A 22,324-nucleotide genomic window follows, 5' to 3' on the forward strand; every position below is an offset into this window, starting at 1 on the left:
CTCTGTTAGACTTTTTTCCATTACTGCGAAAGCGTGCTTTCGCGGCTTTGTGAGCAATGAAAAGGTAACGTCGATGATAACTACAGATGGTAATAATGCAGTCGCTTCCGTGGCCTATCGCACCAACGAAGTGATTGCCATCTACCCTATCACGCCAAGTTCTACCATGGCTGAGCAGGCGGACGCCTGGTCCGGCGATGGCCGGCAAAATATCTGGGGCGATATCCCCCGGGTGGTGGAAATGCAGTCGGAAGGCGGCGCGATCGCCACCGTACACGGCGCTTTGCAAACCGGTGCGCTGTCGACCTCGTTCACCTCATCGCAGGGTCTGCTGCTGATGATCCCCACGCTGTACAAACTGGCCGGCGAGCTGACGCCATTCGTACTGCACGTCGCCGCGCGCACCGTGGCTACGCACGCGCTGTCGATCTTCGGCGACCATTCGGACGTGATGGCGGTACGCCAGACCGGCTGCGCCATGCTGTGCGCCGGCAGCGTGCAGGAAGCGCAGGACTTCGCGTTGATCTCGCAGACCGCCACCCTCAACGCGCGCGTGCCGTTTATTCATTTCTTCGATGGGTTCCGCACCTCGCACGAAATCAACAAGATCGTGCCGCTGAGCGACGATACGCTGCGACAAATGCTGCCGCAGGGAGCGATCGACGCTCACCGCAGCCGGGCGCTGTCGCCGGATCATCCGGTGGTGCGCGGCACTTCCGCCAACCCGGATACCTATTTCCAGTCGCGCGAAGCCACCAACCCGTGGTATGACGCCACCGGTCAGCACGTGATCGAGGCCATGGAAGCCTTCGCCGCCCTCACCGGCCGTCACTATCGGCCGTTCGACTATTACGGCCATCCGCAGGCCGAGCGCGTGGTGGTGGTGATGGGGTCCGCCGCCGGCACCTGCGAAGAAGTGATCGACACCCTGCTGACCCGCGGCGAGAAAGTCGGCGTGCTGAAAGTTCGGCTGTTCCGGCCGTTTTCCGCCAAACACCTGCTCGGCGCACTGCCCGACAGCGTGCACAGCGTCGCGGTGCTCGACCGTACCAAAGAACCGGGCGCGCTGGCCGAACCGCTGTATCTGGACGTGATGACCGCGCTGGCGGAAGCCTACAGCCGGGGGGAGCGCGCCACGCTGCCGCGGGTGATCGGCGGCCGTTACGGGCTGTCGTCGAAAGAGTTCGGCCCGGACTGTGCGCTGGCGGTGTTCCGCGAGTTGGCGCAGCCGCAGCCGCGCCCGCGTTTCACCGTCGGCATCTTCGATGATGTCACCGGCCTTTCGCTGCCGCTGAGCGACGAAATCCTGCCGCAGCGTGCCTCGCTGGAAGCGCTGTTCTACGGTTTAGGCAGCGACGGCTCGGTCTCGGCCACCAAGAACAACATCAAAATCATCGGCAACGCCACGCCGCTGTACGCCCAAGGCTATTTCGTCTACGACTCCAAAAAAGCCGGCGGCCTGACGGTATCGCACCTGCGCGTCAGCGAGCAGCCGATCAACTCGGCCTATCTGGTCAGCCGCGCGGACTTCGTCGGCTGCCACCAGCTGCAGTTTATCGATAAGTACCAGATGGTCGAACGCCTGAAGCCCGGCGGCACCTTCCTGCTCAATACCCCTTACGGCGCCGACGAGGTCTGGTCGCGCCTGCCGCAGGAGGTTCAGGCGCTGCTGCACCAACGCCAGGCGCGTTTCTATATCATCAACGCCGCCAAGCTGGCGCGTGAATGCCGGCTCGGCGCACGCATCAACACCGTGATGCAGATGGCGTTCTTCCATCTGACGCAGATCTTGCCGAGCGACGTGGCGCTGCAACAGCTGCAGGACGCCATCGCCCGCAGCTACAGCAGCAAGGGCCAGGAGATCGTCGAGCGCAACTGGCAGGCGCTGGGCGCCACCCGTGGCGCGCTGATTGAAATTCCGCTGCAGCCGGTCGACGGCAGCAGCCCGATGCGCCCGCCGGTGGTCTCGGACGCCGCCCCGGACTTCGTCAAAACCGTTACCGCGGCGATGCTGGCCGGGCTGGGCGATGCGCTGCCGGTTTCCGCCTTCCCGCCGGACGGCACCTGGCCGGTGGGCACTACCCAATGGGAAAAGCGCAACATCGCCGAAGAGATCCCGGTCTGGCAGCCCGATCTCTGTACCCAGTGCAACCACTGCGTCGCCGCCTGCCCGCACTCCGCCATTCGCGCCAAGGTGGTTCAGCCGGCCGAGATGGAACACGCGCCCGCTTCTCTGCAGTCTCTGGATGTGAAAGCGCGCGATATGCGCGGGCAAAAATACGTGCTGCAAGTGGCGCCGGAGGATTGTACCGGCTGCAACCTGTGCGTCGAGGTCTGCCCGGCGAAAGATCGCCAGAACCCGGAGATCAAGGCGATTAACATGGCTTCGCGCCTCGATAATCTGACGGCGGAAAAAGACAACTACGACTTCTTCCTGCAGCTGCCGGAAATCGATCCGGCGCAGCTGGAGCGCATCGACATTCGCACCTCGCAACTGATCACGCCGCTGTTCGAGTACTCCGGCGCCTGTTCCGGCTGCGGCGAAACGCCGTACATCAAACTGTTGACCCAGCTCTACGGCGATCGTTTGCTGATCGCCAACGCCACCGGCTGCTCGTCAATTTACGGCGGCAACCTGCCGACCACGCCGTATACCACCAACGCCGAAGGGCGCGGGCCGGCGTGGGCCAACTCGCTGTTCGAGGACAACGCCGAATTCGGCCTGGGCTTCCGCCTGACGGTCGATCAACATCGCGCGCGGGTGCTGCGCCTGCTGAACGCGCTGGCGCCGCAGCTGCCGGAGCAGTTGGTCAACGCTCTGCAGATGGCCGACGTGGCGCCGGAGCCGCGCCGTAAGCAAATCGCCGAACTGCGCACGCAACTTGCGAGTATTGAAGGCGCAGACGCGCGTCAGCTGGCGGCCGATGCCGACTATCTGGTGGATAAATCCATCTGGCTGATCGGCGGTGACGGCTGGGCCTACGACATCGGCTTCGGCGGTTTGGATCACGTTCTCAGCCTGACCGAGAACGTCAACGTGCTGGTGCTCGACACCCAGTGCTACTCCAATACCGGCGGCCAGCAGTCGAAGGCCACGCCGCTCGGCGCGGTGACCAAATTCGGCGAACACGGCAAGCGCAAAGCGCGCAAGGATCTGGGCGTCAGCATGATGATGTATGGTCATGTCTACGTCGCGCAAATCTCGCTGGGGGCGCAGCTCAATCAAACGGTGAAAGCGATTCAGGAAGCCGAGGCCTATCCGGGGCCGTCGCTGATCATCGCCTACAGCCCGTGCGAAGAGCACGGCTACGATCTGGCGCTCAGCCACGATCAGATGAAACAGCTGACCGCCACCGGCTTCTGGCCGCTGTACCGCTTCGATCCGCGCCGCAGCGCCGAGGGCAAGGCCGCATTGGCGCTGGACTCCCGGCCGCCGAACAGCAGCCTGGCTGAAACGCTGCTGAACGAGCAGCGCTTCCGTCGCCTGAACTCGCAGCAGCCGGAAGTGGCCAGCGCGCTGTACCAGGCCGCGGAAAAAGAGCTGAAGGAGAAATACGACTTCCTCAGCCTGCTGGCCGGCAAGGCGGAAAAATCTGCCGCCGAGTAACCCCATCAGGGCGCGAGCGATTCGCGCCCTGTTTTTTACCGCTGACGTAAGCCGTAGCGATAAAACCTGCTGGCATTCCTGCGCGCAATCCGTACCATACAGGCCTCGCGTCGGGTGTATGGATGCATGATGATGAATAATGATCAAAATCGACCGGTTGAATGGTAAACTTGCGGTCTAAAACGCCATGCCCCTAGTGCCCCCCATTGAGAATGAGCACGATTTAAATGTCAGAAAAGCAATCCGTTAGCCAAAAAGAGCAATACAACCTGAACAAATTGCAAAAGCGCCTGCGCCGCAACGTGGGCGAAGCGATCGCCGATTTCAATATGATTGAAGAAGGCGACCGCATCATGGTCTGCCTGTCCGGCGGCAAAGACAGCTACACCATGCTGGAAATCCTGCGCAATCTGCAGCAGAGCGCGCCGGTCAACTTCTCGCTGATCGCGGTAAACCTCGATCAGAAGCAACCCGGCTTCCCGGAGCATATTCTGCCCGCCTACCTGGAAAGCCTGGGGGTGGAGTACAAGATCGTCGAAGAGAACACCTACAGCATCGTCAAAGACAAGATCCCGGAAGGCAAAACCACCTGCTCACTGTGCTCGCGCCTGCGCCGCGGTATTCTGTACCGCACCGCCACCGAGCTGGGTGCCACCAAGATCGCGCTAGGTCACCACCGCGACGACATTCTGCAGACGCTGTTCCTCAATATGTTCTACGGCGGCAAGATGAAAGGCATGCCGCCCAAGCTGATGAGCGACGACGGCAAGCACGTGGTCATTCGCCCGCTGGCCTATTGCCGCGAGAAAGACATCGAGCGTTTCTCGATCGCCAAAGAATTCCCGATCATCCCATGCAACCTGTGCGGCTCACAGCCTAACCTACAGCGCCAGGTCATCGGCGATATGCTGCGCGACTGGGACAAACGTTACCCGGGCCGGTTGGAAACCATGTTCAGCGCCATGCAAAACGTGGTGCCTTCGCATCTGAGCGATATCAACCTGTTCGATTTCAAAGGCATCCAACACGGTAGCGCCGTGGTGGACGGCGGCGATTTGGCCTTCGATCGTGAAGACATTCCGATGCAGCCGGTCGGTTGGCAGCCGGAAGACGTGGATGACGCAGCGCCTGCGCCGGAGCGTTTGAACGTGCTGGAAATCAAATAACGCCCTTCGCCGCTTGCCCCCTGCAAGCGGCGACATTTCTCTCTCTCGACGATCTCGATCCTGTTCACAGTTTGCGCAAATTTTACTGGGCTGTGCCGTTTTTACCCTATACTGTGTATTTATACAGTCATATGGAGATCGCGCAATGAATATCACCCCCTGCCTGTCCCACGTCTCGCTTGGCACCAACGATTTCGCTGCCGCCGCCGCCTTTTACGATCGCACGCTGGCCGCCCTGGGTTGCCGCCGCGTACTGGAGCATCCCGGCGCTATCGGTTATGGCCGCGACTACCCGGAGTTCTGGCTGCAGGTGCCGATCGACGGCCACCCCGCCTCGCTCGGCAACGGCACGCACGTCGGCTTTTTCGCCACCAGCAAGCAACAGGTAGATGAGTTCCATCGCCAGGCGCTGCTGGCCGGCGCCGTCGATGAAGGCGCACCCGGTTCGCGGCCGCACTACGGCGAGGCCTACTACGGCTGCTTTGTCCGTGATTTGGATGGGCACAAGATTGAAGCCAGCTTCTGGGATGAAAGCGCGGCCTGAGGAAGCGAGAAAGCGGAATAAAAAAATGCCGGTGATTAAACCGGCATTGTACGAATCAAATGTGCTATGCAGTAATTCAAAAATAAGAAAGTAAGACAATTATGGAGCGCAACGCCCATCGCTTGACGTTGCATTCACCTGCGAGAGAGATCATGCCCCATTTGCCCCGGCTAAATGTTGATATTGCTCAATGTTAACCGGGTTTTCATCATTTTTGCCTATAGCCAGCGGCTGCGCTTCAGCCACCAGGCTACGCCTCCTACCAGCGCCAACAGCATTAGGCAGAACGTACCGAAACCAAATGGTGCCGTGTTGCCCGGGATGCCGCCCAGGTTGACGCCGAACAGCCCGGTCAGGAAGGTGGTGGGCAAAAATACCATCGCCAACAATGACATGGTGTAAGTGCGGCGGTTCATCGCGTCGGCCATCACCGTGGTGATTTCGTCGGACAATATGGCGGTGCGCGCGATGCTGCCGTCCAGATCGTCCAACCCCCGCCCCAGCCGATCGGCGATGTCCTGCATGCGGCGGCGATCGTCATCGCTCATCCACGGCAGGCGGTCGCTGGCCAGCCGCGCGAAGACGTCGCGCTGCGGCGCCATGTAACGACGCAACACGATCAGCTGTTTACGGATCAATGCCAGCTGGCCGCGCTCCGGCACCTGCTGCTCCAGCAATGCGTCCTCCAGGTCGATAATCCGGTCGTGCAGATCTTCGATGAATTCGCTGGTGTGATCGGTCAACGCATCGGAAATTTCCACCAGCCAGTTGCCGCTGTTGGTTGGCCCGGCGCCGCTTTGCAGATCGTTCACCACCTGATCGATGGAATAGACCTTGCGATGCCGGGTGGAGAGAATCAGTTTGTCGGTGATGTACACGCGGATGGTGACCAGCTGATCCGGCCGCGAGTTGGCGTTGAAGTTGATGCTGCGGAGGGTGATCATGGTGCCTTCGCCCTGGCGACTGACGCGCGGCCGTGAGCTTTCGCCGGAGAGCGCTTCACGCACCGAGTCCGGCAATAACGGTGTGGTGCTCAGCCATTCGGCGCTGGCCGGGTGCGCGTAATCAAGATGCAGCCAGCACGGTGCGTCGCAGGTAATCTTGTCATCCTGCTCGATCGACGTTACGCCCCCCTTACCGTCCAACTGGTAGGCGTAAACCGCATCGGCGACCTGCAGCTCGCTCCCCTCAATCACATCCATTCATTTATCCCCTCAAGTCTTGCTTATGTTGCTGAGTCTAGCGTTAACGCCTTGGAGATCAAAGGCCAAGCTGTAACGCCAGTTTTCACGTCAGACTAAAAGCGTGTTCTATACTTCTGGCCCAAGGAACGAATGGCAGTACGACAGGAGACAGCTATGTTAGAGATAAGCGCCGCAGATATTCTTAAAATCGGCTTGACCGTTATAACCATGTTCATCGCCGTGGTTAAAACCCCCTTCCGCATCCGGCGGGAAAACCACGACAAACTGCTCAAGTTGCTCGAATCCGTCGAAAAACCCCACAGTGAACCGGTTTGCCTGCTGCTGTTCCGGGATTACATCGGCAGTAAAACCGTCGGATTGGCGGAGTTGCGGCAGTTACTGGCGTTGCCGGACGGCGTAACGGCGCTGGAACGCTATAGATTCACCGGCGGCCGTCAACAGATCCTGCGCACCACATCTGCGGGTTTCGTTTTGCAGCGCCGTGCCGACAGTGCGTTAAAACGCTCCCTGCTCTCCTGCCGTTATCTGTTGAAATATCTGTTATTCGTCACGCTGCTGGTGCTAATGCCGATGCTGGCGCAATGGGGTCTGCGGCAGCTTGGCGTGCTGGTTATCCCGCCTTCGCTGGTGTTTATGTCCGGTGGGTATATCACCGACGGCTGGCAGCTGCTGTTCCCCGGCTTATTATTTATTATCATTATGCTCAGTCTGACATACTTAATCTTCAGGCAGTTGGCGCTGGCGGGCAACCTCAGCTCGGAACGCGCCTTTTATCGCTACTATCAACAGGCGCGTGAGGAACAAAGATGCCGGGAAGTATTGAGCCAACTGCGCGACGCTCTGCGCCAAACCTGACGGTGCTGCTCTGCAGCGTGATAGCGATGCTGTTGCCCATCAGCCAACCGGTGCGCCCCGAACCGATGCCAAAGCGCCCCGTCGCCACCTACCGCGTGGCGACGGTTGCCGGTGATTTACCTTACTTTGTCGCTCACGATCACACCCCCCAACCAAACGTCGCACTGGTGGTGATGCACGGTTATCCACGCGATGTCGCTAAGACGTTGCAAGCGGCGATCGACGCCGCGCAAGCAGCAGGAGCGGGAAGCGATACCCTGCTGGCCGCCCCGCTGTTCCAGGTACCGGAAAAACTCGCCACACACTGCCATTCCACCGGCCTGCCCCGGCCACAAGACGGCGATGCCCTGTGGCGCTGTGGCTCCTGGATCGAAGGCGGTTTGGATAATGGTGGGAAAGCCGGCTCGTTCAACGCCATGGATAAGCTGTTGGCCGATCTGCATCGGCGCTGGCCGTCGCTGCAGACGATAACCCTGGCCGGTTTTTCCGCCGGCGCCCAGTTCGTGCAGCATTATGTCGGCTTCGCCAACCCGCCGGACGGAGTGCGTGTGCGTTATGTGGTGGCCGATCCCGGCAGCTGGCTCTATTTTGACAGCCTGCGGCCCCAGCCGACAAACTGGGAGAACTGCACCAGTGAAAAAACGTGCCGTTTTCACTGGCAAACGGCGGACGCCGGACAGTGTCCACAGGCCAACCGCTGGAAATACGGCCTGGAAACGTTTCCCGCTCACCTGCAACGCACCGCCGACGCGGCCCGCCGGCGCTACGCCGCCGCCGATATCACCTATCTGGCCGCCGCCGATGATACCGGCGCCGTACCGGGTGCCTACTATCGGATACTCGACAAGTCCTGCGCCGCCGAGCTACAGGGTCCCTATCGGCTGCAGCGCGCCCTGGCCTATACTGACTATGATCGACGTTATTTGGCGCCGGATAAACCGCATCGGTTAACGATCGTACCCGGCTGTGGGCACAACGTCGCCTGTGTCTTTCCAGCTCCGGCGGCCAGGCCGGCGCTCTTTCCCATTAATGCAGACTAATAATAACGGCAATGAAATAAACCACCGCCGATAAATCAGACAATATCGCCGATAAAGCGCTGGCAATGCCGTTATTATTATGACTTAACATATTGCTATCAATTTTAATTCAAAATGATAATAATAAATCAACACAAAGCTGTTTCAGCGCAAATTTTAGGGGCATATACTTTTCTCACTACGAGGAGGTAGTTATGTTACGCGACCATTTAAAAATAAACGCCAGCGATACGTTGGAAAAAATCAGCAATATTCATTTGCAAAACCAGGGCCAGGAAGAGATCAGTGAGTTTGTCGTGAAAAACGCCGCCGGCCTGCAAATTGGCAAGGTTTCCGTTCACGATCGTTTCAGCACCCGCCGCTCTTACCCCACCAGCTACCGCATCACTCAAACCGATATGAGCGGCCGCGTGGTGGTGGATGCCATGCGGGACTGCCTATAAGCGTAGCCGCACTCTGAAATAGCGAAACAATAATGTGATGATAGCCGCCCTGTTTATTATTAAACGGGGTTTATCGCGTGGAAAAATTAATTACCTTCGCCATTGCAACGCCGAAAAAATAAAGCCCCCGCATTAGCCGGGGGCGATAAATAAACCGGTTCAGTGTTTGATGATATACATCGTCTGGCTGTAGGCCACGTCTTCCGGATTGGTGATCGGGTAGCCTTTTACCCACGGTTTGATCAGGCGGCCGTTAGTGTATTGATATATCGGCGCGATCGGCGCCTGATCGGCAATGATCTGTTCCATCTTGTTGTAATCGGCGGTCACCGCCGCCGGGTTGGTTTCCCGCCCCGCCTGCGCCAGCAGCTTGTCATAGTCCGCGCTCTTGAATTTGGCGATGTTGCCGCTGTGGGTTGAGGTCAGCAGCGACAGGAAGGTCGACGCCTCGTTATAATCCCCCACCCAGGAAGCGCGGATCACATCGAAATTGCCGGTATTGCGGCTGTCGATATAGGTCTTCCACTCCTGGTTTTGCAGCTTGACGTCAATCCCCAGCTTTTTCTTCCACATCGAGGCCACGGCGATGGCGATCTTCTGGTGGCTTTCCGAAGTGTTATACAGCAGCGTCAACTTCAGCGGGTTGTTCGGGCCGTAACCGGCCGCCTGCAGCAACGCCTTGGCCTGTGCGTCCAGTTCCGCCTGCGATTGCTGTTGCAGCAAGCTCGCTTCCGGTTTGAACCCGGCGGTCACGTCCGGGGTAAAGTGGTAGGCCGGTTTTTCGCCGGTACCCAACACTTTTTCCGCGATAATCTTGCGATCGATGGCGTAGGACAAGGCCTGACGCACCCGCACGTCGTTGGTCGGCGCGCGCTGGGTGTTGAACGCGTAGTAATAGGTGCCGAGCTGATCCGGGGTGTACACCTGCCCCGGAATGTCTTTCAGCAGCTTCTGATACATATTTTTCGGGAAGGATTCGGTGATGTCGATGTCGCCCGCCAGGTAGCGCTTGGTGGCGTTGGATTCCTGATTGATCGGCACGAAGGTCACTTTGGTCAGCACGGTGCGCGCATGATCCCAGTAATGGTCATTAGGCGTCAGCACCAACTTCTCGTTCACCACCCGCTCCTGCAGTTTGAACGCGCCGTTGCCCACCAGATTGCCGACCTTGGTCCAGTCGTTGCCGTATTTTTCCACCACCGCCTTATTCACCGGGAACAGGCTGAAATTGGCCGTCAGGCTGACGAAGTACGGTACCGGCTTATCCAGCTGCACCTTCAACGTGTAGTCATCGGGCGCCGACACGCCCAAGCGATCGGCCGGCAGCTTGCCGCTGATGATCTGCTCGGCGTTCTGGATCCCCGCCAGCTGGGCGAACCAGGCGAACGGCGACAGGTTTTTCGGCTCGACCAGCCGTTGCCAGCTGTAGACGAAATCCTTCGCAGTGACAGGGTCACCGTTTGACCAGCGCGCGTCTTTGCGCAGATGGAAAATATAAGTCTGGTTATCGCTGGTCTGCCAGCGGGTGGCGACGCCGGGGATCACTTTCCCGGTGGCGTCCTGGTTGACCAACCCTTCGAACAGATCGCGCGCCAGCTGCGCCTCCGGCAAGCCCACCGCTTTGATCGGGTCGAGCGAGGCCGGTTCGTCTTTAATGTGGCGCACGATTTCCTGTTTGTCCGCCAGCGCGGTGCCCGGGGGAACCTGCGCCGCCATGGCGCTGCTCATACAGGCGCCGATCGCCGCCGCGCAAAGCGCCAAACGAAAACCCCGTTGCATTTTTTTTCCCGTCATTGTGATTTGTCCCCCGTTAACCATCTGAATTTTTTATCATATAGCACAAGATCCGTCCGGCCTAGAGCCCGCGGCCGAGAAGTTGCAAAAAGTGCGATTCAGGCGATAAAAAACCCGTGCGGCGCAGGGCGGCACGGGTGGTGTTTACAGCAGCGACCGTCAGTCGTACAGGTGGATGCTGTTGATGCGGTAGCTGAACTCTTCACCCTCTTCTTCATCGAATACGGTGAAAAAGCCTTTCTCGGCCAGCGGGCGGGCCGAGATATCGGTTTTTTGCAGCTGACGCGCGTCGGCGTCATCGTAGCCGTAGTCGAGATAGAAGGCATCTTTCTGATAATCGATGTGCAGGGTGAACGGATAGTTCGATTCGTCCCCGCGCCCGTCGTCGTTTTTCACCACGCCGAACCATTCCCCCTGGCGGATCTGGTTTTCAGCGTCCACGCCGCACAGCAGCGTGATGGTGTCATTTTCATTTTCGCTATAGCTGGCGATGATTCTGGCTACTGGCATGTTAAATCCTCTTGCGGGTGATTGGCTTAGCTCTGCCGTTAGTATAACAACAGCCTCAGGCCAGGTGCGGTTTAATTGGCGTTTTCGCCGCCGCGGCGTCACAGATCGCGCAAACGCCGCACAATTGCGATGGGAAAGATGCCGCAAAGCGTAATACACTGAATAAAATGACAATGACTCTCGAACTTTAACTCAGGGACAACACCATGACCGAACATCGACCGCGCAGTGAACGTGGCCAGTTGGCCGTCGCAGGAGAGAACTACGGCAGCTCGCTGCTGGGCGCGCCGCTGCTCTATTTCCCGGCGGCGGTCAGCGGCCCCGAGACCGGGCTTATCATCGCCGGCACCCACGGCGATGAGAGCGCCGCCATCGTAACCCTGTCCTGTGCGCTGCGCAGCATCGCGCCGAGCCAGCTGCGTCACCATGTGGTGCTGGCGGTCAACCCCGACGGCTGCCAGCTGGGGCTGCGCGCCAATGCCAACGGCGTCGATCTGAACCGCAATTTCCCGGCCGCCAACTGGCGCTCCGGCGACACCGTCTACCGCTGGAACAGCGCGGCGCCGGTGCGTGACGTCAAGCTTTCCACTGGCGGGCGCCCCGGTTCCGAACCGGAAACCCAGGCGCTGTGCCATCTTATTCATCGCCTGAAACCGCACTGGGTGGTGTCATTCCATGAGCCGCTGGCCTGCATCGAAGATCCCGCCAGCTCGCGACTCGGCGTTTGGCTGTCGCACAAGTTCGAACTGCCGCTGGTAACCAGCGTCGGTTATGAAACCCCCGGTTCGTTCGGCAGCTGGTGCGCGGATCTGTCACTGCCGTGCATCACCGCCGAATTCCCGCCGATCTCCGCCGATGCCGCCAGCGAGCGCTACATCGATGCGATGACCGAGCTGCTGACCTACCCGAATTAATCGCTACGGGGCGATATCGACGATCGCCCCGCATTCGAACGCCAGTCCCGGCTCGACGTCCCGCGCCAGCCAGGTCGGGCCGTCCAGATCGACGAAGCGCGCCGCCGGCGCCAGCGGCAAGGCGGCGGATATCGCCCGCGACGTGCACAACATGCAGCCGAGCATGATGGCGAACCCCTGTTCGCGCGCGGCCTGCGCCAGCGCCAGCGCCTCGGTCAAGCCGCCGGTTTTGTCCAGTTTGATGTTGACCATCTGATAGCGCTGCGCCAGCTGCGGCAGATCGGCGCGGGTATGGCAGCTTTCGTCGGCGCAGATCGGCAGCGGATGAATGAAATGCTCCAGCGCGGCGTCGTCACCGGCAGGCAGCGGCTGCTCCAGCATCGCCACGCCGAGATCGGCCAGCAACTGGCAGCGCGCCGCCAGCCCTTCCGCCTGCCAGGATTCATTGGCGTCGACGATCAGCATCGCCTGCGGCACCGCAGCGCGGATCGCCACCAGCCGCTCGCTGATATAGTGATCGTCGAGTTTGATCTTCAGCAGCGTGGCGCCCTGCCGCGCCAGTTCGCGCGCGGCGAAGGCCATTGCCTCCGGCGTGCCGATGCTGACGGTCTGCGCCATGCGAATCTGCGCCGGCGCCGTCACGCCGCTGCGCTGCCACAGGCTCTGTTCGTGCAACCTGCACTCCAGATCCCACAGCGCCGAGTCCAGCGCGTTGCGGGCGGCGCCCGCCGGCATCTGCGTCAGCAGCTGCTCGCGGGTCATGCCCTGCGCGATCGCCGGCGCCATCTCAGCCAGCTGCGCCATCACCGACTCCTCGCTCTCGCCATAGCGCGGATACGGCGTGCATTCACCGACGCCGCGCACCTCCTGCTGTTCGATTTCGACCACCACCACCCGGGCTTCGGTGCGGCTGCCGCGCGCAATCACGAAGGCGGTATGCAGCGGCCAGGCTTCCGGGTAAAAACGCATGTCTCTCATAACGGCTCCTGAGCGAAAACCGCGCATCCAGGCGGGTGGATGCGCCGGTGATGTTTTATAGAACAGCCTAATATATACAACTATTTAGCAAACTTTGATATCCAATCCGCCCCGGTTGTCATAAACTGTCGCCAGGGTGTGAACCTGATGTTAACTGCCGTTACCGGCGCACCGTTTCATCAGGTTCATACCCTTTGTATAAACACCTGTAAAAGGAATCTAGCAATGACTCAGACAGTACATTTTCAAGGCAATCCGGTCGGCGTAGCGGGCAAGCTGCCACAGCAGGGCGAACAGGCCAAGGCCTTCTCGCTGGTTGCCAAAGACCTGTCAGACGTAGCGCTGAGCAGCTTCGCGGGTAAACGCAAAGTCCTGAACATCTTCCCAAGCATCGATACCGGTGTCTGCGCGACGTCGGTGCGTAAATTCAACCAGTTGGCCAGCGGCCTGGATAACACCGTGGTGCTGTGCATCTCCGCCGATCTGCCGTTCGCGCAGTCGCGTTTCTGCGGCGCGGAAGGCCTGAGCAACGTGGTCACCCTGTCCACCCTGCGCGGTGCCGAATTCAAGCAGGCGTACGGCGTCGAAATCGCCGAAGGTCCGTTGGCGGGCCTGACCGCGCGTGCGGTCGTGGTGCTGGATGGCCAGGACAACGTGCTGTACAGCGAGCTGGTGAACGAAATCACCACCGAGCCAGACTACGACGCGGCGCTGGCTGCGCTGAAATGACAAAGCCGGCGGATGCCGGCTTTGGATACACGTTAAAGGCGCCGCAAGGCGCCTTTTTTATTCTTCGCCTTCGGCGCCGCCCTTGCGGCTGCTCAGGCCATACTCGCGCAGCTTGTTGGCGATGGCGGTATGGGAAACGCCCAGCCGTTTCGCCAGCTTGCGGGTGCTGGGATAGGTGCGATACAGACGCGTCAGCACCGAGCGCTCGAAACGCTTGCTGATGTCGTCCAGCGAACCGTCCAACACCTCGTCGCCCAGCGACATCTCCACCTCGAACTCCGGCAGCACGATATCCTGCGGCCGCAGCTCGTAGCCTTCGGTTTGCGTCAGCGCGCGGTAGATGGCGTTTTTCAGCTGGCGCACGTTGCCCGGCCAGCCGTATTTGCTGAGGAAACCGCCCAGATCGCTCGCCAGCTTGGGCCGCGCTACACCCTGCTCGTCGGCGAAGCGCGCCACGAACAGCTCGGTCAGCGGCATGATGTCCTGCGGACGCTCGCGCAGCGGCGGGATAGTGATGGTCAGCACGTTGAGGCGATAGTAGAGATCTTCGCGGAATTCGCCGCGCTGCACCAGCTCGGTAAGGTTTTTCTGGGTGGCGCAGATCACGCGCACATCGACATGCACCTCATGCTCTTCGCCGACGCGGCGGAAGGTGCCGTCGTTGAGGAAGCGCAGCAGTTTGGTCTGCATGCGCGGCGACATCTCGCCGATCTCATCCAGCAGCACCGAACCGCCGTTAGCCTGCTCAAAGAAACCCTTCTTGCCTTCCAACGCATTGGGATACGCGCCCGGCGCATGACCGAACAGTTCGCTCTCCACCACGTCATCCGGCAACGCGGCGCAGTTCAGCGCCAGGAACGGCTGTTTGCCGCGCGGGCTGCGCAGATGGCAGGCGCGGGCCAGAATATCCTTGCCGGTACCGGTATCGCCGACGATCAGCAGCGGCGCGTCGAGCATCGCCAGTTTGCGCGCCTGCTCCAGCACATGGCGCATCTTGGCGCTCACCGCGACGATGTGATCGAATTCGGTATCGTCGTTCACCGACAGATTTTGCAGCTGGCGGCCCATGCGCGCGGTGGACTTCAGCATCACCACCGCGCCGACCGCGGCCGGCTGCTGCTGTTCGTCTTCCAGATAGATAGGCGTGATGTCCATCAGGAAGTCCTGGCTGCGGATCACCACCCGTTCCGAGTGCGGCGCCGTCTGCTCGCTCTCCAGCCAGCGGCTGAAGTTATAGCCGCCGATCAGCGCGCCGGCGGTCTGGTTACGGATTTTGTCTTCGTTCAGGCTGAACAACGCCTGCGCCGCCGGGTTGGCCAGCTCGACCTTGCCTTTCATATCGATGGAGAACACCGGTTCCGGCATCGACTCCAACAGCGCACGCAGCGCGCGATGTTCGCGTTCGGAAGGCATAAAGCTGACGGTGCGCACGTCGGTCACGCCGGCGATGCGGCGGATCTCCGCCATCAGCGCGCGGAAAGTATCGAAATCCAGCTGGGAGAAGTTGAGGTAAATGCGGCCGATGGGATCGATCTCGATACCACGCAGGTCAATGCTGCGCGATACCAAAAGATCGAGTAATTCTCGAGTGAGACCGAGACGGTCTTCGCAAAATACTTCCAAACGCATCAGTGTTGGCCTTATCTCTGCAGGTGCGGGGATCGTTGACGATGATGATACTCCCTCACACCGGGCGGTAGAAGCGATCTGTCAGCAAAAGTTGACAGAACTCTGATTTATTGCCGTGGCTGCTGATTTTAAACGCAAGTGAATAACAGCATCGGCGTCATTTTAGCCATCAAACAGAGAGTTATCACAACAAGAATTAATATGGCAGATATTTATCACGCATTCGCAGGGGGATCGACTATCGTCAAGTCTTGATTACGTCCCGCGCCGGTACCGCTCAGAAAACGGCGCTCTCGCGAGCGCCGTAGCGAGGTTATTTGGCCTTGCCGTCGTTTTTTTTCAACGTATCTTTCAACTGGCCGATCAGTTGGCTGCGGAAATCGCCGAGCTTCGGTTTTTCCCCTTCCAGCCACGGCAGCGGACGGCACAGTTCCATCGCCTTGATGCCCAACCGCGCGGTCAACAGCCCGGCGCCAATACCCTGCGCCGCGCGCGCCGACAGCCGCGCCGCCAGATCCTGCGACATCCAGTCCATCCCCACTTCGCGCACCAGCTCGGAGGCGCCGGCGAAGGCGATGTTCAACAACACCAACCGGAACAGGCGGATGCGGCTGAAGTAGCCCAGCTCGATGCCGTACAGCGCGGCGATGCGGTTGATCAAGCGGATGTTGCGCCAGGCGATGAACGCCATGTCTACCAGCGCCAGCGGGCTGACGGCGATCATCAGCGTCGATTCGGCGGCGGAGCGGCTGATTTCGCGCCGTGCCTGGTTGTCCAACACCGGCTGCACCAGTTTGGCGTACAGCTCCACCACTTCGCGATCGTTCTGCGTTTCATGCAGCGACGCCTGCCAGCGCTGCAGCGCCGGATGCCCCTGATCCAGCCCGGCCTGGCGCGCCAGCTTCTCGCAGAATTCGCGCCCTTGCCCCAGCCCGTGGCTGTGCAACAGCTCGCGCGCCACGTCGCGCTCCTCCGCACGCTGACGCAGCCGATACAAACGCCGCCACTCGGTGACTACCGAACCGACGCCGGCGAACACGATCAGGCCGCCGGCCACGCCGCCGCCCATGGCGATCCAGTCCTGCTGCACCCAGGCGGTATGCACCCACTGCACGCCCTGCGCCACCACGCTGACGCCGAACAGCGCCAGCCCGGCGGTGACCATTTTGCGCCACAGGCTGCGTTTCGGCTTTAGCGCAGCGTTGATGATGCCCTCGGCGCGCCCTTCTTCCTCTTCCTGCTGCAGCTCCGGCGCCGCCGGAAAGAAGCTTTCCGCCTGCTCGGCGTCAAAAGCGACGCCGGCGCGCAACGCCGGCTCCTGTGGCGGCTGCAGCGGCTCGTCAAAATCGATACGCGGTTTGATCGGCTCGCTCATCGCAATTTGTCTCCCAGTAAAAACTCCATCACCGCATCCAGCCGGATGTGCGGCAACGGGCTGTCCACGCTCATGGCGCGCGGACGAAACTCATCGAAGTGGAATCCCTGGCTCTGCCAGAACGCCGGCCCCGGCAGGCGCGCCGGCACTTCGCCGGGGAACACCGTCAGCGGCGCGCCGTCGCTCAGGCGGTTGCCCTTCAACGCCGGAATGCGCTGCCCCTGGTGATCGACGATGCCGCTCTCGGTCGCCTGCACCGAGGCCAGGCCGACGCAATCCATGCTGATGCCCTCGAACGCCGCGTTCTGCCACGCCTCTTGCACCAGCTGTTGCAGCAACGACACCAGATTGGCGTGCTGATCGGCGGTGATATGATCCGCCTTGGTGGCGGCGAACATCAGTTTGTCGATGGTCGGCGAGAACAAGCGACGGAACAACGTACGTTTGCCGTAATGGAAGCTCTGCATCAGTTGGGTCAACGCCAGACGCATGTCGTTGAACGCCTGCGGGCCGCTGTTCAGCGGCTGCAGGCAGTCGACCAGCACGATTTGCCGATCGAAACGAACGAAATGCTCTTTGTAGAAGTTTTTGACGATCGACTGGCAGTAGTAGTTGAAGCGAGCGCGCAGCATGCCGATGTTGGTGTGTTTGTCGGCCTGCGCCAGCTTCGATTCGCCGATCGCGGCCACATCGGGCCACGGGAAAAACTGCAGCGCCGGCGCGCCGGCCATGTCGCCCGGCAGCACGAAACGCCCCGGCTGAATGAAGTGCAGCCCTTCGCTTTTGCAGCGCAGCAGATAATCGGTGTAGGCCTGGGCGATCGCCGCCAGGCGGTTTTCGTCGGCCGGGGCCAGCGGATCGCAAGCCTTGCACAGCTCAAGCCAGGGTTTGGCCCATTCGGCGCGTTCGCCCTGCAGCAGCCCGGTCATCTGACGCGACCAGGCCAGGTAATCCTGCTCGAGCATCGGCAGATCCAGCAACCATTCACCCGGATAATCGACGATCTCCAGGTACAGCGTCGAGGTGTCTTTGAAGTGGCGCAGCAGCGAGTCGTTGGAGCGGTAACGCAGCGCCAGGCGGATTTCGCTGACGCCGCGCGTCGGCGTAGGCCAGGCCGGCGGCGTGCCGTAAAGCTGCGCCAGCCCTTCGTCATAGGTGAAACGCTGGATGCCGAGATCGCGCTGCGGGATGCGTTTGACGCCCAGCAGGCGCTCTTCGCGCACCGGTGAAAACAGCGGCATGCGCGCGCCGCTGTGCACATGCAGCAGTTGGTTGACGAAGGCGGTGATAAAGGCGGTTTTGCCGCTGCGGCTCAGGCCAGTCACCGCCAGGCGCAGATGGCGATCCATTCCGCGGTTGACCAGCGAGGTTAACTCATTTTGCAGTCGTTTCATTGCTCTCCTTGACGTAACGCCCGAATGCCTTGTTCAGGCCTTTACGGAACAGCGGTTCCAGCACCAGCGCCAGCACGAAGCGCACCGGTTTGCGGCCGACGGTCTTCAACAGCCAGCCGGCGGCACCCGCCGGGCCATAGTTCAATAACGCTATGATGATGACTTTAGCCAATGTCTTCAACATTGCCGCCGCTCCTCGTTTAAATCCACCCGTTCTGGCGGTGTTTGCGACATCGATTTTATTCATGACAATGCCCTCCGGCACAAGACGATTAAGGTTACATTCACGGGATAACGGCGGCGAAGATACCCGGCCTGTGCAGGCCGGGTATCGCAAGAAGGGTTACAGCTTGCGGAAACGGCTCTGTACGCCGAAGGTATCGGACGTCACATAGCGCTCGACCTGACGCAGCTGCTGCTCGCCGCTGCCCAGTTCATACTCCAGCTGATCGAGCAGCTGGCGCGGCGTCTTCTGATGCTCGCCTTCGAAACGGCTGGCCGGCGCTTCGTCCAACACGAACACCAGCGCGATATAGGCCACCAGCGTGAAGAAGAACAGCCCGAAGAACAGCGACAGCACCACCATCACGCGGATCAGGCGCACCGGCACGTCGAAATAGTGGGCCAAACCGGCGCAGACGCCTTTCACCATGCCTTCTTCGGGAACGCGATAAAGCTTTTTACTGCCCAGCGTTGTGCTCATCAGGACTGTCTCCAGTTCGGGTGTTCCGCATCGAGGATCTCTTCCAGCGCCTGAATGCGTTCACGCATGCGTTTGGCGTCTTCCGCCAGCTGCGCCAGGCGCTGCATTTCTTGCTGACTCAGCTGGATGCCGGTCTGTTGCCGATTGCTGTAATGCAGCCAAAGCCAAATCGGCGCGACAAACAGCACGAAAATTGTCAGCGGAATGGCAAGTAATAAAGCACTCATTGTTATTCCTTCTTATCGGGTCCTGGGTAGCGGCCACCTCCGGCGTGTGGCCGCGGTTCGCCTTACTCGGAGCGGTTCATCTTGGCTTTCAGCGCCGCCAGTTGCTCACTGATGGCGTCGTCGGCTTTCAGCTCGGCAAACTCTTGCTCCAGCGACTTCTTTTTACCGATGCTGATGCTTTCCGCTTCAGCTTCCATGTGGTCGATGCGTCGTTCGAACTGTTCGAAACGCGCCATCGCCTCGTCCAGCTTGCCGCTGTCGAGCTGGCGGCGCACTTCACGCGAAGAAGACGCGGCCTGATGGCGCAGCGCCAGCGCCTGCTGCCGCGCGCGAGTTTCGGTCAGCTTGTTTTCCAGCTCGCCGATTTCGCTCTTCATGCGCGCCAGCGTTTCTTCTACGGTCGCCACTTCCTGCGTCAGCGTGGCGATCAGATCGGCAACCTTCTGTTTTTCGATCAGCGCCGCGCGGGCCAAGTCTTCTTTATCTTTACGCAGCGCCAGTTCGGCTTTTTCCTGCCAGTCGCCAACCTGGTTTTCACCCTGCTCGATGCGACGCAGCAACTGCTTTTTCTCCGCCAGCGCGCGCGCCGACGTGGAACGAACTTCGACCAACGTGTCTTCCATCTCTTGGATCATCAACCGCACCAGCTTTTGCGGATCTTCTGCCTTGTCCAGCAGAGTGTTGATGTTGGCGTTCACGATGTCGGCAAAACGAGAAAAAATACCCATAATTCACTTCCTCTTGGTTCTGATGGCGTCTGAAGCGCCGCGTTAAGTCGTACAGCTTGCCCAAAGATATAATCAAAACCCGTGCCAACTTTTATTTGATTGAAAAAGAACAACATTTTATTTTTGACTCTCTGTGAGCTTGCTGTAGAGTGATTATTTTCACCAAACATTGGCGAATTTCATCATGAACGAGCAGCCAGAGAATTTGTTGGGCGAAGCAAACGCCTTTGTCGAAGTGTTGGAGCAAGTCTCCCAGGTCGCCAAGTTGAACAAACCGGTACTGGTGATCGGCGAGCGCGGCACCGGCAAGGAGCTGATCGCCCACCGCCTGCACTACCTCTCCAACCGTTGGCAAGGGCCATTCATCTCGCTCAACTGCGCGGCGCTGAATGAAAACCTGCTGGACTCCGAGCTGTTCGGCCACGAGGCCGGCGCCTTTACCGGTGCGCAGAAACGCCATCTGGGCCGCTTTGAGCGCGCCGACGGCGGCACGCTGTTCCTGGATGAGCTGGCGACCGCGCCGATGTTGGTGCAGGAGAAATTGCTGCGGGTCATCGAATACGGCCAACTGGAGCGCGTGGGCGGCAGCCAGCCGCTGCGGGTGGATGTGCGGTTGGTGTGCGCCACCAACGACGATCTGCCGGCGCTGGCAGCCGCGGGCAAGTTCCGCGCCGATCTGCTGGATCGGCTGGCGTTCGACGTGGTGCAGCTGCCGCCGCTGCGCCAACGCCGGCCCGATATCATGCTGCTGGCCGAACACTTCGCCATTCAAATGTGTCGCGAGCTGGCGCTGCCGCTGTTTCCCGGCTTTACCGAACGCGCCAGGCACACGCTGCTCGGCTATGGTTGGCCGGGCAACGTGCGCGAACTGAAAAACGTGGTTGAACGCTCGGTCTATCGTCACGGCGACAGCGACCACCCGCTGGATGAGATCGTGATCAACCCGTTTGCACCGCGCGAGGCCCCGCCGGTCGCGCTCCCGCTTGAAGGAGCCGGCGCGCTGCCGGCGCTGCCGCTGGAGTTGAAAAATTGGCAGTTGGAGCAGGAGAAGGCATTGATCGAAGCGGCGTTGCAGCAAGGGCGGTTCAACCAACGCAAGGCGGCGCAGCTGCTGGGGCTCACCTACCACCAGTTGCGCGGCATGCTGAAAAAACATGCGCTGCTGCAAAACGGCGAGCCGGACGACGCATAGCGGCGATGGGAAATGGGTGCCGGTCTTTCCCGGCTGTCAGCTATTAACCCCAGGTTGAGTTATACGGACAAAGAGCGGACACCTGGGGATGTCGGCCTTTCCCGACGGTCATTTCTATCCCAGCCAGGCCCCACCCGCGCTTCCGGGCACGCCATCACGCCGGCGTTGTTGATGACGACATCCTCTCGCCGCCCCGACTCGACAACGTCTGTGGCAAAGCGACGCACGCTGTTTAAATCGCCGAGGTCAAGTTCGGCGATCTCGACGCCGGCCCTGCTCCCTAACGCCTCCCTGGCGGCGGCCGGGCCGCAACGATGACCTCAGAGCCAACGTCGTCTCCAGGCCGAGACCGGAATGACCGCCGGTGACAATGGCCACTTTCCGGACAAATCCAGCTCCGCAGCCACCTCACTGGCGGTCGTTTTAGGCCCGAGTCCTGATTTGATGGGGGGTTGTTGGATAATCACAGGCATTCTCCTCGTGGCCAGCGCGTCGATGAGCAAGAGTATGAAATGCCGCAACGGGACTGTGAATATGTGAGAATCCAAGCTTCTGTCGAGATCGTCCGGCGTAAGCGGCAGAAAAAGAGTTAGACCACTATTTGCTATATTACCATCAGGAAGATAATATTTTTTTGAATAGCCATACAGCTCACAAATCTGTTGGTTTCATTATGTGAATGTACTGCTTTATCTTGCAGTAATCGCGAACTTTAACTATTACCAATATCGGCCACCATCTTTATAATAAATGGAATGCGGCTGAAACACATTGAACAACGTTCTATTTTCAGGTCAGACTCGCGTCGCGACCGGACAAATTCAACATACAGCAACCAACTAATTAAATCAGGAGCCTTTTCGTGGGTCACTCACACAAAATAGACGACTGCGCCATTCAAATATTGATATGCATCGATGAAAATCTTGCCCAAGAAGGCACAATAAAGGGTATTTATCTGATGGATAATCAATTGGGAAACAATTCCGCTCACCCCGCGCTCCCCAGTGTTGCAACAACAGTTGCAAAGGGGGATAAGATTTATTGGCAAATTACTCTGGTCGACCCAAACTCAGGGGGCACAGTCGGATTGACTGAAATTGGCAATTGCCGGGCATGGGGGTTCAGCGGACAACCTGAACCCGCTTATGATAACCCAAATGCATACTCCGGGGAGGCCGAAGAATCCGGAAGTTACAGTTACAACATCGCCATTGAACTTGTTACCAGTGATGGAGATGGTATGACGTTAAGTGTACCACATAATTTGCACGTTATTTAATCCATCAGA

The 22,324-nt window shown here is 59.7% G+C and carries 21 protein-coding genes; 10 read left to right on the top strand and 11 right to left on the bottom strand.

Annotation, left to right across the window (positions count from 1 at the left end; translation table 11 throughout):
• The first annotated feature begins 73 nt into the window (after positions 1 to 73).
• The 3 genes from nifJ to AC6BYQ_RS01585 all read left to right on the top strand — a co-directional run bounded on the left by nifJ (position 74) and on the right by AC6BYQ_RS01585 (position 5,317).
• Entirely contained in the window at positions 74 to 3,607 is a 3,534-nt protein-coding gene (gene nifJ / locus AC6BYQ_RS01575) for a pyruvate:ferredoxin (flavodoxin) oxidoreductase (RefSeq protein ID WP_498056183.1), read from the top strand.
• A 227-nt stretch (positions 3,608 to 3,834) separates the two neighbouring features.
• Positions 3,835 to 4,773 (top strand): tRNA 2-thiocytidine(32) synthetase TtcA, encoded by a 939-nt coding sequence (gene ttcA / locus AC6BYQ_RS01580; protein WP_063919557.1) that lies wholly within the window; start codon positions 3,835 to 3,837, stop codon positions 4,771 to 4,773.
• Between the two features lie 145 nt (positions 4,774 to 4,918).
• Positions 4,919 to 5,317 (top strand): VOC family protein, encoded by a 399-nt coding sequence (locus AC6BYQ_RS01585; protein WP_019452657.1) that lies wholly within the window; start codon positions 4,919 to 4,921, stop codon positions 5,315 to 5,317.
• A gap of 218 nt (positions 5,318 to 5,535) precedes the next feature.
• On the opposite strand, the gene zntB is transcribed toward AC6BYQ_RS01585, so the two are convergent.
• Positions 5,536 to 6,519: a zinc transporter ZntB gene (zntB, locus tag AC6BYQ_RS01590; protein ID WP_074054110.1), complete on the bottom strand. Its 984-nt coding sequence runs from the start codon at positions 6,517 to 6,519 to the stop codon at positions 5,536 to 5,538.
• A gap of 156 nt (positions 6,520 to 6,675) precedes the next feature.
• On the opposite strand from zntB, the gene AC6BYQ_RS01595 reads away from it, so the two are divergent.
• The 3 genes from AC6BYQ_RS01595 to AC6BYQ_RS01605 all read left to right on the top strand — a co-directional run bounded on the left by AC6BYQ_RS01595 (position 6,676) and on the right by AC6BYQ_RS01605 (position 8,860).
• Entirely contained in the window at positions 6,676 to 7,377 is a 702-nt protein-coding gene (locus AC6BYQ_RS01595) for a hypothetical protein (RefSeq protein WP_498056184.1), read from the top strand.
• Positions 7,329 to 8,417, top strand: coding sequence for a hypothetical protein (locus tag AC6BYQ_RS01600; RefSeq protein WP_498056185.1), 1,089 nt, complete (start codon positions 7,329 to 7,331; stop codon positions 8,415 to 8,417). The genes AC6BYQ_RS01595 and AC6BYQ_RS01600 overlap by 49 nt, the downstream gene beginning before the upstream one ends.
• A gap of 194 nt (positions 8,418 to 8,611) precedes the next feature.
• Positions 8,612 to 8,860 carry a hypothetical protein gene (locus tag AC6BYQ_RS01605; RefSeq protein ID WP_004930507.1) on the top strand — a complete coding sequence of 83 codons (249 nt, stop codon included), beginning with the start codon at positions 8,612 to 8,614 and terminating at the stop codon, positions 8,858 to 8,860.
• A 159-nt stretch (positions 8,861 to 9,019) separates the two neighbouring features.
• Here AC6BYQ_RS01605 and AC6BYQ_RS01610 read toward each other — a convergent pair whose 3' ends face one another.
• Positions 9,020 to 10,654 carry a peptide ABC transporter substrate-binding protein gene (locus AC6BYQ_RS01610; protein WP_026036095.1) on the bottom strand — a complete coding sequence of 545 codons (1,635 nt, stop codon included), beginning with the start codon at positions 10,652 to 10,654 and terminating at the stop codon, positions 9,020 to 9,022.
• A 159-nt stretch (positions 10,655 to 10,813) separates the two neighbouring features.
• On the bottom strand, positions 10,814 to 11,164 hold the full coding sequence (locus AC6BYQ_RS01615; RefSeq protein ID WP_015378006.1) for a hypothetical protein: 351 nt from the start codon (positions 11,162 to 11,164) through the stop codon (positions 10,814 to 10,816).
• Positions 11,165 to 11,370: 206 nt separating this feature from the next.
• Here AC6BYQ_RS01615 and mpaA point away from each other — a divergent pair, with 206 nt between their 5' ends.
• A complete protein-coding gene (gene mpaA, locus AC6BYQ_RS01620) occupies positions 11,371 to 12,078 on the top strand; it encodes a murein tripeptide amidase MpaA (RefSeq protein ID WP_063919560.1) in 708 nt (235 codons plus the stop codon).
• Positions 12,079 to 12,081: 3 nt separating this feature from the next.
• On the opposite strand, the gene ycjG is transcribed toward mpaA, so the two are convergent.
• Positions 12,082 to 13,056, bottom strand: coding sequence for an L-Ala-D/L-Glu epimerase (gene ycjG, locus AC6BYQ_RS01625; RefSeq protein WP_498056187.1), 975 nt, complete (start codon positions 13,054 to 13,056; stop codon positions 12,082 to 12,084).
• 225 nt (positions 13,057 to 13,281) lie between these two features.
• On the opposite strand from ycjG, the gene tpx reads away from it, so the two are divergent.
• Entirely contained in the window at positions 13,282 to 13,785 is a 504-nt protein-coding gene (gene tpx / locus AC6BYQ_RS01630; protein WP_019452663.1) for a thiol peroxidase, read from the top strand.
• A 57-nt stretch (positions 13,786 to 13,842) separates the two neighbouring features.
• On the opposite strand, the gene tyrR is transcribed toward tpx, so the two are convergent.
• The 7 genes from tyrR to pspA all read right to left on the bottom strand — a co-directional run bounded on the left by tyrR (position 13,843) and on the right by pspA (position 19,841).
• A complete protein-coding gene (gene tyrR, locus AC6BYQ_RS01635) occupies positions 13,843 to 15,414 on the bottom strand; it encodes a transcriptional regulator TyrR (protein ID WP_025159779.1) in 1,572 nt (523 codons plus the stop codon).
• 313 nt (positions 15,415 to 15,727) lie between these two features.
• On the bottom strand, positions 15,728 to 16,789 hold the full coding sequence (locus tag AC6BYQ_RS01640; RefSeq protein WP_019452665.1) for a YcjF family protein: 1,062 nt from the start codon (positions 16,787 to 16,789) through the stop codon (positions 15,728 to 15,730).
• Positions 16,786 to 18,183 (bottom strand): YcjX family GTP-binding protein, encoded by a 1,398-nt coding sequence (locus AC6BYQ_RS01645; RefSeq protein ID WP_038880359.1) that lies wholly within the window; start codon positions 18,181 to 18,183, stop codon positions 16,786 to 16,788. The genes AC6BYQ_RS01640 and AC6BYQ_RS01645 overlap by 4 nt, the downstream gene beginning before the upstream one ends.
• Complete coding sequence (gene pspD, locus AC6BYQ_RS01650) at positions 18,164 to 18,430, bottom strand: phage shock protein PspD (protein ID WP_031299672.1); 267 nt, start codon at positions 18,428 to 18,430, stop codon at positions 18,164 to 18,166. The genes AC6BYQ_RS01645 and pspD overlap by 20 nt, the downstream gene beginning before the upstream one ends.
• A gap of 96 nt (positions 18,431 to 18,526) precedes the next feature.
• A complete protein-coding gene (gene pspC / locus AC6BYQ_RS01655; RefSeq protein WP_004930552.1) occupies positions 18,527 to 18,886 on the bottom strand; it encodes an envelope stress response membrane protein PspC in 360 nt (119 codons plus the stop codon).
• Entirely contained in the window at positions 18,886 to 19,113 is a 228-nt protein-coding gene (gene pspB / locus AC6BYQ_RS01660; protein ID WP_004930553.1) for an envelope stress response membrane protein PspB, read from the bottom strand. Before pspB ends, pspC begins: the two co-directional genes overlap by 1 nt.
• A 62-nt stretch (positions 19,114 to 19,175) precedes the next feature.
• Positions 19,176 to 19,841 (bottom strand): phage shock protein PspA, encoded by a 666-nt coding sequence (pspA, locus tag AC6BYQ_RS01665; RefSeq protein WP_019452667.1) that lies wholly within the window; start codon positions 19,839 to 19,841, stop codon positions 19,176 to 19,178.
• A gap of 184 nt (positions 19,842 to 20,025) precedes the next feature.
• Between pspA and pspF the strand changes: the two genes are divergently transcribed.
• On the top strand, positions 20,026 to 21,033 hold the full coding sequence (gene pspF / locus AC6BYQ_RS01670; RefSeq protein WP_498056188.1) for a phage shock protein operon transcriptional activator: 1,008 nt from the start codon (positions 20,026 to 20,028) through the stop codon (positions 21,031 to 21,033).
• An 862-nt stretch (positions 21,034 to 21,895) separates the two neighbouring features.
• On the top strand, positions 21,896 to 22,315 hold the full coding sequence (locus tag AC6BYQ_RS01675; protein ID WP_498056189.1) for a DUF8788 domain-containing protein: 420 nt from the start codon (positions 21,896 to 21,898) through the stop codon (positions 22,313 to 22,315).
• Positions 22,316 to 22,324 lie beyond the last annotated feature (9 nt).

The organism is Serratia sp. LTN-2, assembly GCF_059740205.1.

Excerpts from the sequence above, each read along its gene's own strand:
- AC6BYQ_RS01600 (WP_498056185.1), top strand. The coding sequence starts at position 7,329 with ATGCCGGGAAGTATTGAGCCAACTGCGCGACGCTCTGCGCCAAACCTG.
- AC6BYQ_RS01595 (WP_498056184.1), top strand. The coding sequence starts at position 6,676 with ATGTTAGAGATAAGCGCCGCAGATATTCTTAAAATCGGCTTGACCGTT.
- AC6BYQ_RS01605 (WP_004930507.1), top strand. The coding sequence starts at position 8,612 with ATGTTACGCGACCATTTAAAAATAAACGCCAGCGATACGTTGGAAAAA.
- zntB (WP_074054110.1), bottom strand. The coding sequence starts at position 6,519 with ATGGATGTGATTGAGGGGAGCGAGCTGCAGGTCGCCGATGCGGTTTAC.
- pspC (WP_004930552.1), bottom strand. The coding sequence starts at position 18,886 with ATGAGCACAACGCTGGGCAGTAAAAAGCTTTATCGCGTTCCCGAAGAA.
- mpaA (WP_063919560.1), top strand. The coding sequence starts at position 11,371 with ATGACCGAACATCGACCGCGCAGTGAACGTGGCCAGTTGGCCGTCGCA.
- ycjG (WP_498056187.1), bottom strand. The coding sequence starts at position 13,056 with ATGAGAGACATGCGTTTTTACCCGGAAGCCTGGCCGCTGCATACCGCC.
- nifJ (WP_498056183.1), top strand. The coding sequence starts at position 74 with ATGATAACTACAGATGGTAATAATGCAGTCGCTTCCGTGGCCTATCGC.
- tyrR (WP_025159779.1), bottom strand. The coding sequence starts at position 15,414 with ATGCGTTTGGAAGTATTTTGCGAAGACCGTCTCGGTCTCACTCGAGAA.
- AC6BYQ_RS01640 (WP_019452665.1), bottom strand. The coding sequence starts at position 16,789 with ATGAGCGAGCCGATCAAACCGCGTATCGATTTTGACGAGCCGCTGCAG.
- pspF (WP_498056188.1), top strand. The coding sequence starts at position 20,026 with ATGAACGAGCAGCCAGAGAATTTGTTGGGCGAAGCAAACGCCTTTGTC.
- pspA (WP_019452667.1), bottom strand. The coding sequence starts at position 19,841 with ATGGGTATTTTTTCTCGTTTTGCCGACATCGTGAACGCCAACATCAAC.
- pspD (WP_031299672.1), bottom strand. The coding sequence starts at position 18,430 with ATGAATAAAATCGATGTCGCAAACACCGCCAGAACGGGTGGATTTAAA.
- AC6BYQ_RS01585 (WP_019452657.1), top strand. The coding sequence starts at position 4,919 with ATGAATATCACCCCCTGCCTGTCCCACGTCTCGCTTGGCACCAACGAT.
- AC6BYQ_RS01610 (WP_026036095.1), bottom strand. The coding sequence starts at position 10,654 with ATGACGGGAAAAAAAATGCAACGGGGTTTTCGTTTGGCGCTTTGCGCG.
- AC6BYQ_RS01645 (WP_038880359.1), bottom strand. The coding sequence starts at position 18,183 with ATGAAACGACTGCAAAATGAGTTAACCTCGCTGGTCAACCGCGGAATG.
- tpx (WP_019452663.1), top strand. The coding sequence starts at position 13,282 with ATGACTCAGACAGTACATTTTCAAGGCAATCCGGTCGGCGTAGCGGGC.
- ttcA (WP_063919557.1), top strand. The coding sequence starts at position 3,835 with ATGTCAGAAAAGCAATCCGTTAGCCAAAAAGAGCAATACAACCTGAAC.
- AC6BYQ_RS01615 (WP_015378006.1), bottom strand. The coding sequence starts at position 11,164 with ATGCCAGTAGCCAGAATCATCGCCAGCTATAGCGAAAATGAAAATGAC.
- pspB (WP_004930553.1), bottom strand. The coding sequence starts at position 19,113 with ATGAGTGCTTTATTACTTGCCATTCCGCTGACAATTTTCGTGCTGTTT.